Genomic DNA, 14,609 nt, shown 5'->3' with positions numbered 1-14,609 from the left:
AATATGCCTGATACCGGACACACATTTGAAGCGTATCTGAAAAGGGCCACCACTCCGCTCTTAGTATTGCAAATGCTGAGCGAACAGCCGATGTATCCCTATCAGATTATGCAGGAAGTAAACAAGAGAAGCGGTGGCGTATATAAAATGCCGCTCTTATATACGGTAATGGATCGACTGCAGCAGCAAGGATTTGTCTACGAGAGCAAGAAAGAAATTTCGGAAAGCAACCGCGTAAGGAATTACTATGCGCTCACAGAGGCAGGGGGAATTCATTTGCAGAAGCTGAAGGAACAGTATTCCCAGTTTACTTCTGTTATTAATGAAATTTTGTTCCCATCAGACAAATAAAAAGGATCAAATGGTATTTATGAAAAAGAAGGAAACATCACCACTTCAGAAGTATCTGGATGAAGTAAAAAATTATTTAAAACCTGTTATTTCTGTAAACAGGAATTTTTTGTGCGCCCTTAAGCAGGATCTGGAGGAATACCTTGATACACACCCGGATTCCTGTTTTGAGGATTTTGTCGAATATTTCGGTTCTCCCGAGTCTGTCGCCATGCAGCAGTTGGATGAATTAGAAGAAAAGGATATCCGTCAGATTGCCAAAAGAAAAAAAATCAGGATTTTGTTCCTTATCCTGTTACTGTTCTTTCTCCTGGCTTCGATTGGATATATTATTTATCTCTCGACTTTTGCGCAGGGAACAGAAACTTTAACCTTGGAAGTAAGCGAACCGGAATATATCGATGATTCCGTGCTGGAATAACTCTGTCGCCATTTTTCAACACTTCCCAGCCTTTCCAAAAATTTTATAAAAAATTAACAACTTCTTAATTGAATTCCGGGGAAAATAGGTTTATATTAAAAGTGTGAAAAAAAGAAAGCTGGTGTTGCACATTGAAGTTTGATTTACACTGTCACACGAAGGAAGGTTCCATTGACTCCAAAGTATCGGTGGAACGTTATGTTGAGCTTTTGAAAGCCAAGGGCTTTGACGGGTTTATGATTTCGGATCATAATTCCTATAAGGGATGCCGCGCCTGGGATCATATCCGACACAGGCCGGAATACAAAGATTTCGTGGTAATTCGCGGAGTCGAGTACGACACGAAAGACGCGGGACATATTCTGGTAATTATGCCCGACAATTTATATCTTCCGATTTTAAACGTCCGCGGTATGACATTAAAGCGTCTCCTTAAAATCGTACACCGGTTCGGCGGGATACTTGGCCCTGCCCACCCTTTCGGCGTAAAAAGTTCCAGCGCCATGTACTTTAAAAAGATGAACATGGAGCTGATCGAACGGTTTGATTTTATCGAAACATTCAACACATGCGAATCCGACCGTTCCAACGAACTGGCCAAACAGCTGGCGGAAAAATACGATCTCCCCACTTTTGGAGGATCGGACGCCCACGAGGAACGTTATGTAGGCATGGCGGAAACGGTATTTCACGATGTGATTACCTGCAACAACGATTTAATTCACGCGGTAAAAGCCCGGCATCCAATTTATGCCGGCGGTTTTGTACGCGAAACGACTGTAAAAGCAAAACGGAAGGAACATTGGACCGGAGTTTGGGGCTTCAAAATTTACAACCGCGGTCTTGCGAAATTGATTTCCCCCTACCGGAAATATCATCACATGAAGCTTCCTTTCCGCTCATAATTCGGCAAAAGTATTTTTATCCATTTGAAAGACTGTCTCAGGATCTCTAGGAGATGCCTATAGGCAGTCTTTTTTCAGGCTTTTCAGCAGTGTATGCACAATGTGCCTTGAATTAATCTGAAACGCCTCATAGGGCTGCTCCTGCGCCTTCATAGGTGTCCAATATTTTTCCAGATACTTTTCCAGGATTTCATCCTCGTTCAGCCCTTCCTTTATATACTCCGCCAGAACCTTTCGTTTGTCCTGCACTTCCTTTTCAAACAATTCCCAGTAGGTATCGTTAAAATCTTTCGGAAGCAGTCCGAAATGGGGGAGCACGATATGCTCCGCGCCGCAGTTTCTGCATTTCTCAAAAGCCGCCATCGCGTCTTCATAACTTTTTAGGATCGGCGTATGGATATAGTCCAGACGTTCCAGGATCCCGGTGCTTTCGCTGGTAAACAGAATGCTGTCCGGCTCCAGAAGAAAGCTCAGGGAACAGTCCGTATGCCCTTTCGTTTCCAGCACAAGGAATCCCCGTTTTCCCAGAGGGATCTGCTCCCCCTCTCGGATGATCCGGTCTACAGCCAGTCCTTCTGTGGGAATCTCCGCCAAAGATCCCGGTTCGTATTCGTCTCTTGCGTTTTCTCCCAGTTCTTTCATCAGCTTCCGCGCTCCGGGGCGGAGAAAAACATCTCTCGCGTGCTCCGCACCCAGGGTCACCGCCTCCGGATAAGCCTTTTTTACATAGGGAAGCGCTCCAATATGATCATAGTGACTGTGGCTGAGCAGCACATAATCCAGCTTCCTTCCTGCAAGTTCCTTTTTCAGATTTTCCACCATCCTGCTGCCGCAGTAAGCCATGCCACAATCTAAAAGCGCGGTTCTTTCCTCCCCCAGAATCAAAATCGCCTCTCCGCCCCGTCCGGCTGTCACCCTGCGAATTCCCTCAGGAAAGGCAAATCTATCAAAACTGCTTCCAAATATATCAAAATACTCTTTTTGCTTCATCATTTGCCTTATCTCCGTAATTTCTTAATGGTTTCCATCATACCACTAAAAATCCGGAAAAGCAAGAACGCCACGCGAGCAAGGATTCTAGTTGATATCTGTTCTGCTCAGTATCGCGGCCGGCCGCTTTCTCATGGTACGAAATACCGGGAGCAGTCCGAAAACCAGGTTAAATCCGTAAAGCAGCAGCAGACACAATCCGATCACCTTGCCATTGATTAAAAACAGATTGGAAAATATGGTGTACCCGGAAATCTTATCCAGAATATAAGCCATAAAGAGGAATCCCGGAACACTGGCCATGGTCGTAATAGCGAGGATTTCCCCCAGAAACATTTTATAGATATCCCTTTTCTTTACGCCGATAGCGCGGTACACGCCCACTTCCTTGACTCTGGACAAAAAGGAGGCCCTGATAATCAGGAAAATCTCAATAAAGGAAACTGCCAGCACAACGCCCGCCATAATCAGCGAAGAGCGAATGGAGGACCACAGGCTGTCCTTATATTCTTTTTTACTTTCCGCATAAGTATCCTTTACATTTACCTGCTCTTCCTGCAGCCGCATCATGGCTGCCTCCTTGTCCGCCGTCTCTTCCCCCGGGCAGACGGTAATATTGGGCTTGGTGTCAATCAGGTTGTATTTGACTGTTTTGTTTGTAACCAGCATAGCGCCGCTTGCGGCAGGATCCGAGTAATACCCGGTCACCTTCAGCTTGTGTCCGTTCACCTGCCTTGGGATCTCTTTGTTTAAAGGCATTTCCTCCGCGTTTTCCTCAGGAACCGCCACTTCATACAGCGCCTGCGGCCATCTGCCTTTTTTCAGAGACACATCCCCCTTTTTCAGACGATAATCCAGCAGCGCAGGTTCACCGCTTTCATCCGTCATCTCTCCGTACATGGCCATCTCCGGATCTTCCGGCACATTTGCCAGGAGATTGATGAAAATGCCTCGGTCCGCGTAAATGCACGGACTTGTCTTGTCCGTAATTCCCACGATTTTCATATCCGGCATATTGGGCACCGTAACCGTCTCACCGAGAAAATCCCGGGCAGAAGCGAAGCCGGCCATCTTGGTAGACTGCTCCTCCACCGCCTTTTTCAGAACCATTTTGTCGATCGCCACTTCACGCTTGTTATCCGGAAGACGTCCCCAGGCCAGATCCGAATCGCGAAGTTTTGCCGAGTCTGAAAGGGAGCCGGTAAAGACCGCCGAGTATTCCTGCAGCTGATAATAATCCCGGTACGGCATAATAAGGGAAACACTCCCATCTCCCGGTATCAGATATTCAAAGTCTCCGTTTCTCTCATAATTCAGATAGTCTTTTACCCGCACGTTGGGATCCTCAATGGTCAGATAGGATTTGTCCGCCGTCACAAACTCGTCGTCTGTAAGATTCAAAACCCCGAAGATATTGCTCACCGCGTAGGTAATGAACATCGCGGAGATCAGAAATCCCAGCAGCAGAATTTTTTTGAGAGCCGGATAGCGGAACACCGTTTTAAATCCCTTTGTAATCATGGAAACCGGACTGATAATGGAAGCGTAGCGGCGGCGTCCCGCAGCTTCGAGTTTTTCGCGGTTGATACTGTTTTTCAGCGCTTCCTCTTTTGTCAGCTCCCGGTAATGATCATCGATCAGCTCCATACTGGAATGTTCGTCAACAATTTCTACCCGGTCCCCTTCCGATTTTGTCTGAATATAGATATTTCCTCCCCGCACGACAATATTGAGAGCGGCGGGATCTCCGCTTTCGTTGTACAGATCAATCTGGTACAAATCGGTTTTCAGCCGTTTATGATCCCGAATATCCTTAAGGTAAATCTTATTTTCCATACGGTAATCCAGGTGATCGCCATGCTCATTGTTTTCATCCGATACCAGCTTTCCATCCCGGATGCGGATGATTCTGGAAGCGTAAAACTTTGCCAGATTTTCCTCGTGGGTCACCAGCACTACCAGTTTGTCCCTGGCGATGGAATGAATCATGTTCATGACTTCGATGGTGTTGCGGCTGTCCAGATTTCCCGTCGGTTCATCGGCAATGATGATAGCGGGATTTTTGACAATGGCTCTGGCAATTCCGACCCGCTGCCGCTCTCCGCCGGACAGCATGTCCGCGTAACGGTTCCGGTACCGGTACATCCCCACCTTCTCCAGAACATAGTTCACTTTTTCCTCGATCTCTTTTTTGTCCTTTACACCCACCATTTTCAGGGCAATGGCAACATTGTCAAAGACCGTCATATTATCCACCAGATTGTAGTTCTGGAAAATATATCCGATATTCAGATTCCGGATCTGATCGATTTTAGCAGATCGGCGCCTTGTAATCCTCTGCCCGTTAATATAGATTTTTCCGCTGCTGACCTTGTCCAATCCTCCGATGGCATTTAAAAGGGTCGTTTTCCCGCAGCCGGAAGGTCCCAGCAGGGCAACCAGTCCCGACCCGCCCAGTTCCAGGGAAGTGTTGTTGATTACATGAAGTTCATTTTTCCTTCTGCGATTAAAATATTTATTTACATGTTCCAGTTTTACCATGCTTACGCCTCCTCTCTGTACGACCCCATAGCCGTCTTCTTAAACAGTTTCCTCGCGAATTTTCCTGAAATCAGGTAAGACATGGCAAGGAGCACGACATAGAGAATCACGTAATCCCAAGCGCTCATATATTCCATCAGCGTCTTCAGATATTCAAAATGAATCAGACCGTAACGGACACATGCCACCAGCGTCAGAAAGAGACCGTAAGCGATATGGACAACGGTAATCAGCTCAACATCCAGAATACGGCGGATGCTCCGCTTGTCCAGCCCCAGCATCCGCAGAATGCTGAAATAGGAAGCCCTGGAGCGCAAAATCAGTTGAATAACAAAATAAGCGATAAAGAACACCGCGATCAGCAGAACAACGGTTACCGGGACCTGCACAATGGAAATCAGTTCATTCGCCGTATTTATCAGCGTATTCTTCAGCGCCAGAGGCTGATATCCCATTTTCTCAAGTTCGGACGCGGTCCGGTCCACGTCCTTTAAGTCCGCGGTATAAACAGATACCTGGTAGTTATCTGTTTTGAACAGCCGGTTGTAATCAGACGGATTCAGAAAGATCGCGCCGTCATTGAGCTCAAAATCCTTTAGCCCCGTCTTTGCCGTGAAGGTTTTCTCATTGTAGGTATCCGCGGCTTTGACCCGGATGCCTTTCTCATAATAAAGGTTTTTTGTTTTGATCGCGATTTCCTGGCCGATCACCTTCCCTTTTTCGTAATAGCTGTTCAGTTCTTCGGAAACAAGCGCCTCTCCCTTTTTTACATTGCTATTTGCCATAGGCCGGTAATACTGCATCCCCTTTTCGCTTTGCAGCTCATTTTCATTGACAACGGCAATTATGTTCCCCGAAACGCTGTATGTCTGGCGGAGCAGCTTTTTCATCATCGCCTCGGTCAGATAAATATGCCCTCCATAGGTGTAGAGGTTTTCTGCCGGCTCCTCCCAGGCAACGCCTACAACCTTTAGCTTTGGTGTATAGTCGGATGTCACCAGCGTTGCCGTATAGGATTTGTCCAGAATCTGATCGAGGTTTTCTTCCTGAAAGTAATAATCATCTTTGGGGCCGGTAAGCAGTACTTCATTCTCTTTTTCAGGCATTCTTCCCCTGGCGAGTTCTCCCTTGAAATCCCTTGCGCTGCGGGGATACGCGTCATAACCGAACTGTGAATCCTCCAAAAAAATGGACGAATCCAGCAGAATGTCTTCTTTTACGACGGATTTCACAGTTTCAAGCCTCTGCAGCGTTTCATAATCCGAAGCCGTAAAGGCGGAGTGATCCTGCTTTCGCAGAACAATCCGCTCTTCGCTATAATTCATGAAGTAATCGTTATATCCCAGCTTTGCGGCTTCCGCGTCACTGTAGCGGAACGTGGTATATTCCCCGCACACCGCCAGCACCACAAACAGAAAGACAATTAAAAGCAGCACAAATTTCGGCAGGATGTTAAAGGTATTGCGCAGCCCCAGCCGCAGCTTGCTGGCAGCGGAAAGCGTTCCCGCGTGAAACTGGCGTTTTCCCGCCTCCCGCGCCGGCTCCGTTTTCCTCAGAATCTCATCCTCCACCACTTTTCCGTCGTGCATTTTAATTTTCCGCGTGGCGTAGGCTTCAAACTGTTCATAATTATGGGTCACGACAATCACCAGTTTGTCTCTGGCTATTTCACTGAGAAGCTTTACGATCCCCTCCGCGGACTTACTGTCCAGATTCCCCGTCGGCTCATCCGCCACTACAATCGCGGTATCCTTGGCTAAAGCCCTGGCGATGGCGACCCGCTGCTTTTGCCCGCCGGACAGCTTGGAGACTTTGGTTTTCGCGTATTTGGAAAGCCCGACGCGTTTTAAAATCGCCGGCACCTTCCGTTTGATTTCCGCTTTTTTGCAGCCGTTGACACGAAGAATCAGCTCCACATTCTGATAGACGGTGTAGCTGTTCACAAGATTAAAGTTCTGAAAAATATTTCCGATATACTTTTTGCGGTACGCTTCAAAATCCGAAGCAAGATAATGGCTGGTTTCTTTTCCCTCTATGTACAGTTCTCCCTCTTCATAGGAATCCAGCCCGGAGATTACATTGAGCAGTGTGGTCTTGCCGCTGCCCGACTCTCCTGTGATTACGACAAATTCGCCTACATCAAACCGGAGATTTACCCTGGAAAATCCGCTGGCAATCATCCCCTTGCTGTAGTAGAATTTGGAGACATTTTTTAATTGGATCAAAAAAATACCCTTCCTTTCTCTCCTACACAACGATACACTACGGATTTACTTTACCATATCCGAATCAGCTTGTCACGTATTTTCACAGCGGCAAATTAACAACTGAGAAAAAAAGCTCCCCGGCTCCTGACAAAACAGGAGAACCCGGAGAGCCTTCGCGTTTTAGAACCACTGAACAGGCAGGCTGGCAAACAGATCTAGAACAGTCCGCCGAACAGACCTCCTCTTCCGTGGCCGTTGTTATTACAACAGAACAGTAAGTACAGAATAATCAGGATCCAGATAATATTTCCGTTATTGTTATTGTCGCAGTAACATTCTTCGAAACACTTTTCTTTACAATCTCTCAGACATTCCCTTTCACAGCATTCTCTTTCATCCATAAGAAAAAACCTCCATCCTACAAAGTTATTTTCTTCATAGTATGCGAGGTTTTCAAATTCTGTGATTAATGAAGTTTTCCGGACTTATCCGGCGTAAAAATCTGATCGGTATATTCCAGCCCGGGGAAATCCACATCAGAAAGCGTCTCAAGTTCGATGTCGCGGTCCTGTCCGCTGCCTGTATCGCCTGCCAGTTCAGCAAAGGACATCGTATATTCATCCATCTCAAAGCCCATAATGTCATCAAAGATGTATTCGTATTTTTCTCCTCCCAGCCGTTCCATACGCGAAAGAGTAAGGGCATCCCGCAAAGGCATGCAGATTTCTTCGGAACCGCTGGAAAACGCCTGTACCCAGACTTCCGAGTCAAGAGAATACCAGCTCCTGAAACGGCAGAATTCATCGGCCAGCAGCACCAGATCCCGTTCTTCTTCCAGATTCCGCAGCATTCCAATAAAAGAAAGCTTCACTGAGTCGAGCAACGTATAAAGTTCCACCGCGTCTTCCGGCACAGCTTTCAGCATTTCCTCAAAATAGTTGGTAAACAACTCTTCCAGCACGGTTTTGTCAGCTCCCTCAAAAAGGGGAAACACCGCCTCTGAAGGGATTTCCGCCTCTGCCTCGACTAAATCCGCCATATTCTCAAAATATTCGAATTCTCCCGGCTCTGTAATTCCCAGGTATTCCAGCAGTTTATCAAAATTCATCGTCTGCCTTCCTCCACTTCTTCCAGTTCCAGATTTTTAAACTTCACTTTAATTTCCTCATCGTGGAAAATCCGATCGATCATGTTTACAAAGTTCTCCGAAAGGTCGCTGGCGTAAAACACGTTTTCAAATTCAAAGTCTCCCGCGAACATATCCCTTTCCTTCAGTACCCGACGGATACTGTAAACAATTTCCTCGGAAGGGTTGATGATCCGCAGAGACGGGTAGAGTCTCTTGATATTGGAACGGATCAGCGGATAATGGGTACAGCCCAGCACAATGGTATCCAGCCGGTTTTCCAGGATAAAATCTTCCATATAATATTTGATCGTCAGATCCATGATATCGTTTTGGATAATCCCTTCTTCAATCAGCGGAACAAAGGCCGGACACGGAGTCTGGTAAATGTCCAGCTCGTCGTTGAGACTCTGAATCTGCTCTCTGTAAGCGCCGCTCTGGATCGTCACCTTGGTACCGATAATCCCGATTTTATTCATAATGGAGCAGCTTTTGACAATCCGCTCCGCCGCCGGCTGAATAATCCCCACAATGGGAATCTGCGGCCAGCGCCGCTGCAGCTGGGGGATACATGTCGCGCTTACGGTATTGCAGGCGATCACGATCATCTTCACATTATTTCTCACCAGAAAATCCGCAATCTGAAGAGAAAAGCTCTGGATCGTGGAAACCGCTTTCGACCCGTACGGGGTTCTCGCCGTATCGCCAAAATATATGATTTTTTCTTTTGGAAGCAATTTCATCAGATTCGGGATGCAGGTCAGCCCTCCAAGCCCTGAATCAAAAAAACCTATCGGTCGATTATCCATTCCGGTTATTTTCCTTTCCCTTTTGTGGTATAATAATTCCTGAATTGACACCCAATAAAAGGAATCCCTTTATTATACGATAAAATCCCGGCACATACAAGTGCGCGCCGCGGATTTCAAGCAGGAACCAAAATTACAGGAGGAATATGAAATATGAGCGAAAAAGCACAGAAAACCAGAGATCAGATCGATTCCAAATACAAGTGGAACATCGAAGCAATGTTTTCCGATGAATCTCAGATAGAACCCATCTTGCAGGAAGTTTTAGAGGAAGCCGGATCCTATTCCGATTTTGCCGGCCGCCTGACAGAAAGCGCCGCTACGCTCCTTTCCGCCCTGCGGCAGCGGGACGCCATCTGGCAAAAGCTTGAGAAGGTCTATGTTTACGCCAGGATGCGCCGGGACGAGGATAACCGGAAGACCGAATATCAAGCCATGACAGACCGGTGCCAGACGGTAATCGCCCAGGTTTCCGCGGCCATGTCCTTCTTCACGCCGGAGCTTTTATCCGCTTCTGAGGAAACGCTGCTTTCTTATATCCGGCAGGAGCCCGGACTGGCGCAGTATGAATTTTTTATCCGCGATCTGCTGCGGGAAAAGGCCCACGTCCTTTCCAAGGAGGAAGAAAATATTCTGGCGCAGATGGGAGAAATCACCGGGGCTACAAATGACATTTTCACCATGCTCAACAACGCGGACATCAAGTTCGGGAAGATCACAGACGAAGACGGAGACGAGGTGGAACTGACCCACGGAAACTATATCACATTTATGGAAAGCCACAGCCGGCAGGTCCGCAAGGACGCTTACGAGCAGATGTACGCGCCTTTTAAATCCATGATCAACACCATCGGCGCGACTTACAACTACAACACAAAGACCGATGTCATCAGCGCCCGGATTCGCAAATATGACTCCGCCCGCCATGCGGCCCTTTCCGGCGATAATATTCCGGGAGAAGTCTATGACAACCTGATAAAAGTAGTCAATGACAATCTGCCGGCTGTCCACCGCTACATGGAAATCCGCAAAAGACTGCTGGGCGTTGATAAGCTTCATATGTACGACATTTATGTGCCGCTCATTGAACTTCCCAAACAGGTCATTCCTTATGAAGAGGGACTGGAAATCATGCGGGAGGGCCTTGCGCCTCTCGGCGGGGAATATCTCGCCCGTATGAACCGGGGAATCGAGGAAGGCTGGATCGATGTTTATGAAAACCAGGGAAAAACCAGCGGAGCCTACAGCTTCGGAAGCTACGACAGCTATCCTTATATACTTCTCAATTACACGGATACATTAAAAGACGTGTTTACCATTGTCCACGAAATGGGACATTCCATGCATTCTTCCTACACCAGGGAAGCGCAGCCCTATATCTACGGGAGCCACTCCATCTTTACGGCAGAGGTTGCTTCCACGGTAAACGAATCGCTGCTGATGCGCTACCTGCTGAAAAAAGAAAAAGATCCGCAGATGCAGAAATACCTTCTGAACCTGTATATCGAAGAATTCCGCACAACTCTTTTCCGTCAGACCATGTTCGCGGAGTTTGAGGATATCACCCATAAGGCGATTGAAAACGATCAGGTGCTGACTCCTCAGTGGATGTGCGAAGAGTACCAGAAACTCAATGATAAATATTTTGGCCCCGCGGTAGAAAAGGATGATACCATTCGCTATGAATGGGCCCGGATTCCACATTTCTATAACGCCTTCTATGTGTACAAATACGCTACCGGCTATTCGGCGGCAACGGCGATCTCGGGCAAAATTCTTGAAGAAGGAGCGCCGGCAAGGGACGCTTACATCGAATTCTTAAAGACCGGCGAAAGCGATCATCCTATCGAGCTTCTGAAGCTGGCCGGTGTGGACATGAGCAGTCCGCAGCCGATTCAGCAGGCAATGGAAACCTTTACTGCTCTTGTCGATCAATTTGAGGCACTGGTGTAAAATGAGAATTGTGACAATATTTACAAACGGCACTTCAGTGTCCGAAAAAGAAAAAGAAAACCTGATCAAGACTTTCGAGAAAAACGGATTCGCTGTCCGGGAGAACTGTTCTCCGGACAGCGAACTGCTGGTCTGCGTGGGAGGAGACGGCGCGTTCCTCAGAGCGGTGCATACCTATCATTTTCCTCCCATTCCGATTGTAGGCGTCAACACCGGACATCTCGGATTTTTTCAGGAAATTTCCCCCGACGATCCGCAAGAGCTGGAACGATTTATTCAGGAATATAAAGAGGGAAGATACACCTTACAGCCCCTTAATACGGTGCAGGCGGTCGTCACAACCAAGGCGGGAAATCAGATGGTTCACCGGGGTCTTAATGAAATCGTTATTCGCGGAAGCCACTCCTATTCGGTACACCTGAACATTGCCATCGGAAACAGCCCCATTGAAAAATTCAGCGGAGACGGAATTCTCGTTGCCACCTCTGCCGGCAGCACCGCCTATAACTATTCTCTGGGAGGCTCCATTGTGGATCCGCGAATCAAACTGCTGCAGGTCACTCCCATCGCGCCGATGAACACAACCGCGTATCGGTCGTTTACTTCCAGTATCCTGCTGCCTTCTGAGCTGTCCCTTGGAATTGTTCCCGAGATGGCTCCCGGAAAAAGCGAGCAGCTTATTCTTCTCAATGATGGAATCGAACATACTTACACGGACGTAAAAGAAATTAAAATCGAGTTTTCGGAAACGATTATTAATCTGCTGCGGTTTGAGAGTTACGATTTTTGGGACAAGGTAAAAACAAAATTTCTATAAGGAACGATTATGAACTATGAGCGAATTTACATATACGATTACAGCTGAGGATAAAGATCTGGCGATCAAACAGATCCTCCGCCAGAGATTTCAGTTTTCCGCCCGCATGCGCAATAAAATCAAGCGTGAAAAGCTGGTATATCTCAACGGCGAGCAGATTCCGGGTTGGATCACCGCCAAGCCCGGCGATGTTCTGGAAATCCGGCTTCCTGAGGAAACCAGCGATTTCATTCCGGAAGACATTCCGATCCGCACGGTCTATGAGGATTCCAGCCTGCTGATTATCAACAAGCAGCCGGGAATCGTTGTCCACCCTACAAAGGGACATCCCCAGCATACGCTGGCAAACGGGATTATGAAAGAGATGCTGGATCGGGGCCAGAGCTTTAAAATTCGTTTTATGAACCGGCTGGACATGGATACTTCCGGAATTGTAGCAGTAGCGAAAAATTCCCACTGTCAGGCCAGCTTTATGAAGCAGAGCCAGGCAGGGCTTGTGGAAAAACGATATCTGGCCATTGTCAAAGGACTCGTAAAAGAGGATCAGGGCACCATCTCTCTTCCCATCGGACAGCCGGACCCGGAACGTGTGGAACGTGCCGTTGTGGAAGGCGGTTCCCCGTCTGTCACCCATTACCAGGTGCTGGATCGATTTCGGGCAGGATATTCTCTGGTTGAGCTCTCGCTGGAAACCGGACGTACCCATCAGATCCGCGTCCATATGGCCGCCATCGGTCATCCCGTTGTGAGCGATCATCTCTATGGGGAGTCAAACCCGTTCCTCATTGAAAGGCAGGCTCTTCACGCGAGAAAACTCGCTATGCTCCATCCGGTGACCGGCGAGCCGGTTTCTTTCGAGGCGGAACTGCCGGAGGACATGGCAAACTTGCTGGAGAAGCTGCGATAACATAAAAAAGCCGGTTTTGCCGTATAATAAAGACGGCCTCCGGCTTTTTTTCGATATTCCGTTCCTTAGTCTGCCCTATCAAAGCGCCGATCCATTCCACATTCCTTCCAGTACATAATCCGTAAGCTGCGCCTTCTCTTGCCCCAGCTTTTTAATATTCCGGTTCCGCAGGCAGTTGGCGTCATCCTCGGTAACCCGCAGTTTTTCCCCATTGCTCTGAATTTCTACAAACTCCAGATTCTCCACAAGCCCCAGCACGATACCGGCCTGACGGGTAAGTTGTTCCCTCTGTTGTTCCCTCTGTTCTTCCGTTTTCACTGACAGGGGCTTTTCATACTGGAGAATCATGCCGTAGGGCTCTTTCTCCGTAACCAGCTTTATCGTATATGTTCCAAAATCGCCAAAGCCTGCCCCGTCGGAAAGCGTCCGCGCCTTGCTGTTATCACCCGCGTACTTCGTCCGGTTTTCCCAAAGTGTATTCACCCTTTCCATAGCCAGCTCCGCGCTCTGAAAAGACCGCAGCATCTCCGGATATGGGAATTTTTTCTGTTTTTCATAAGATGAGAGGACCACACAGACATCCTTTCCTTCCTGATTTTGAGCGATATTCAGAATATAGGCACCTGTTATCGAGGTTCTGTTTGACTCTCCTCCTGCCGAAGTTTTCATCCGCACCACTTTTCCCTTATCAATAGTCTTGTTTTTCACTTCTTTGGCCCAGGCTCTTTCCGCCTCATAGAAATCATTTTCCCGGTAAGCCCGGTTAATCGCTTCATCGGCGGTTTCGTCCTCTTTCAGAGGAATCAGCCGGATCGTATCCTCCTCCGTACTGTAGGAAACCATGCCCAGGTATGTTTCCGTGCGGGTTACCCATCCGGACAGCGGAAATAGAAGCTCTCCTGCCTGACCGGTATTCTGCGCGTACACTTCCTCATCCATTTTATCGGTGATAGTGAAGGAATCCAGCACCTCATCGTAGGCTGCCTGCCTCTTTTCCGAATTAATTCCTGTGCCCTGAACAAAGTAGGCCCCAATCCTGGTCTCCATTCCGGTTATAATCCATTTATGATCTTTTTTTCTCAGATCGCCGTCTGCTTTAAAGGTAACCACAATTTGTTTGGCAGGCTGGCCTCCCATCTCCGCATCCTTTCGTTCCACCTGGATCCCTTCCGTTTTTTCAAGATCGGAAACCGGAGCGAACAGAAGCTCCTCGCATTCCTTCTCAAGGGTGTCAATACTGTCTGTTTTTACAAAGCTGACCGTATAGGAGCCCTCTCCATCGTACTGGTAGAACTTTGCCTCAGAAGGATATGGCTCCACCATTTTTTCCTTCCAGCCTTTCGGCACCTCAAAGGCTGCGTAGTAAACTTTCTCCTTTACAGTCTCCGGCTCTGACGCAGTATCTTTATCCGAAGAACTGCCGCAGCCGCAGACAGTAAGAAGCATTGCCGCCAAAAAACAAAATAACACAAAAACACGTTTCTTCATTACGCTCACCCCGCGGCGTCAAGCCGCTCCCTTTCTTTTTTTGAATACTCACACATTTTTTATATTATAACAAAAGAAGGCGGAATATGCAAGC

At 47.7% G+C, this 14,609-nt stretch carries 13 protein-coding genes; 6 read left to right on the top strand and 7 right to left on the bottom strand.

Annotation, left to right across the window (positions count from 1 at the left end; all coding sequences use genetic code 11):
• Nucleotides 1-3: 3 nt before the first annotated feature.
• The 3 genes from H9L42_RS12805 (at nucleotide 4) to H9L42_RS12795 (ending at nucleotide 1,677) form a co-directional block, all read left to right on the top strand.
• Nucleotides 4-351 (top strand): PadR family transcriptional regulator, encoded by a 348-nt coding sequence (locus H9L42_RS12805; protein ID WP_187303799.1) that lies wholly within the window; start codon nucleotides 4-6, stop codon nucleotides 349-351.
• Between the two features lie 19 nt (nucleotides 352-370).
• Nucleotides 371-772 (top strand): hypothetical protein, encoded by a 402-nt coding sequence (locus H9L42_RS12800; RefSeq protein WP_187303798.1) that lies wholly within the window; start codon nucleotides 371-373, stop codon nucleotides 770-772.
• Nucleotides 773-903: 131 nt separating this feature from the next.
• Nucleotides 904-1,677, top strand: coding sequence for a CehA/McbA family metallohydrolase (locus tag H9L42_RS12795; RefSeq protein ID WP_187303797.1), 774 nt, complete (start codon nucleotides 904-906; stop codon nucleotides 1,675-1,677).
• Nucleotides 1,678-1,734: 57 nt separating this feature from the next.
• Here H9L42_RS12795 and H9L42_RS12790 read toward each other — a convergent pair whose 3' ends face one another.
• The 6 genes from H9L42_RS12790 to murI form a co-directional block, all read right to left on the bottom strand.
• Nucleotides 1,735-2,670 (bottom strand): MBL fold metallo-hydrolase, encoded by a 936-nt coding sequence (locus H9L42_RS12790; protein WP_187303796.1) that lies wholly within the window; start codon nucleotides 2,668-2,670, stop codon nucleotides 1,735-1,737.
• A gap of 84 nt (nucleotides 2,671-2,754) precedes the next feature.
• The gene (locus H9L42_RS12785) at nucleotides 2,755-5,208 is read right to left on the bottom strand and encodes an ABC transporter ATP-binding protein/permease (protein ID WP_187303795.1); all 2,454 of its coding nucleotides are present in this window, start codon (nucleotides 5,206-5,208) and stop codon (nucleotides 2,755-2,757) included.
• A gap of 2 nt (nucleotides 5,209-5,210) precedes the next feature.
• Nucleotides 5,211-7,433 (bottom strand): ABC transporter ATP-binding protein/permease, encoded by a 2,223-nt coding sequence (locus tag H9L42_RS12780; RefSeq protein ID WP_187303794.1) that lies wholly within the window; start codon nucleotides 7,431-7,433, stop codon nucleotides 5,211-5,213.
• 197 nt (nucleotides 7,434-7,630) lie between these two features.
• A complete protein-coding gene (locus tag H9L42_RS12775; protein ID WP_187303793.1) occupies nucleotides 7,631-7,816 on the bottom strand; it encodes a hypothetical protein in 186 nt (61 codons plus the stop codon).
• Between the two features lie 65 nt (nucleotides 7,817-7,881).
• Nucleotides 7,882-8,523: a hypothetical protein gene (locus H9L42_RS12770; protein ID WP_187303792.1), complete on the bottom strand. Its 642-nt coding sequence runs from the start codon at nucleotides 8,521-8,523 to the stop codon at nucleotides 7,882-7,884.
• Entirely contained in the window at nucleotides 8,520-9,350 is an 831-nt protein-coding gene (gene murI, locus H9L42_RS12765) for a glutamate racemase (protein WP_187303791.1), read from the bottom strand. Before murI ends, H9L42_RS12770 begins: the two co-directional genes overlap by 4 nt.
• Nucleotides 9,351-9,503: 153 nt before the next feature.
• On the opposite strand from murI, the gene pepF reads away from it, so the two are divergent.
• Genes pepF through H9L42_RS12750 form a run of 3 tightly spaced genes read left to right on the top strand, consistent with a single transcriptional unit; the run spans nucleotide 9,504 to nucleotide 13,027 of the window.
• Complete coding sequence (gene pepF / locus H9L42_RS12760) at nucleotides 9,504-11,303, top strand: oligoendopeptidase F (protein ID WP_187303790.1); 1,800 nt, start codon at nucleotides 9,504-9,506, stop codon at nucleotides 11,301-11,303.
• 1 nt (nucleotide 11,304) lies between these two features.
• Complete coding sequence (locus H9L42_RS12755) at nucleotides 11,305-12,120, top strand: NAD(+)/NADH kinase (RefSeq protein WP_187303789.1); 816 nt, start codon at nucleotides 11,305-11,307, stop codon at nucleotides 12,118-12,120.
• Nucleotides 12,121-12,136: 16 nt separating this feature from the next.
• Nucleotides 12,137-13,027, top strand: a complete 891-nt coding sequence (locus H9L42_RS12750) for an RluA family pseudouridine synthase (RefSeq protein WP_187303788.1) — start codon at nucleotides 12,137-12,139, stop codon at nucleotides 13,025-13,027.
• Nucleotides 13,028-13,105: 78 nt separating this feature from the next.
• On the opposite strand, the gene H9L42_RS12745 is transcribed toward H9L42_RS12750, so the two are convergent.
• On the bottom strand, nucleotides 13,106-14,515 hold the full coding sequence (locus H9L42_RS12745) for a DUF4825 domain-containing protein (protein WP_187303787.1): 1,410 nt from the start codon (nucleotides 14,513-14,515) through the stop codon (nucleotides 13,106-13,108).
• Between the last annotated feature and the right edge of the window lie 94 nt (nucleotides 14,516-14,609).

The sequence above is a fragment of the Zhenpiania hominis genome (genome assembly GCF_014333425.1).
Taxonomy (GTDB): domain Bacteria; phylum Bacillota; class Clostridia; order Peptostreptococcales; family Anaerovoracaceae; genus Hominibacterium; species Hominibacterium hominis.
The sequence above is the reverse complement of the archived record's forward strand: the minus strand, read 5'-3'. Positions and strand labels throughout refer to the sequence as shown.